Genomic DNA, 222 nt, shown 5'->3' with positions numbered 1-222 from the left:
GGATAATGCATCCCAAGTTAGACCATTCGTCACTACAACAGGTAAAGCCAATGAACTGGTTCGCGAAGTCATTAACTGACGATTGATATCAACACCAGAAAAGTCGAGATGATCAAGCGCCTCAAACATATCATTTTGCATACCCTGTGCTCGCTCTAGCAAGCTGCCTTTATTCTTTCGGTACTCCAAAATCACGAACGTCGAACCATTACCAAGAGGTTG

1 protein-coding gene is annotated in these 222 nt (G+C 43.7%); it reads right to left on the bottom strand.

Annotation, left to right across the window (positions count from 1 at the left end):
- Positions 1-222, bottom strand: a 222-nt coding sequence (locus tag AB4496_RS29125) for a hypothetical protein (RefSeq protein ID WP_372133599.1), incomplete at both ends; no start/stop codon positions are given.

The organism is Vibrio sp. 10N.222.46.A1 (assembly GCF_041473595.1).
Classification (GTDB): Bacteria; Pseudomonadota; Gammaproteobacteria; order Enterobacterales; family Vibrionaceae; genus Vibrio; species Vibrio tasmaniensis_A.
This window is presented reverse-complemented; position numbering and strand designations above follow the sequence as displayed.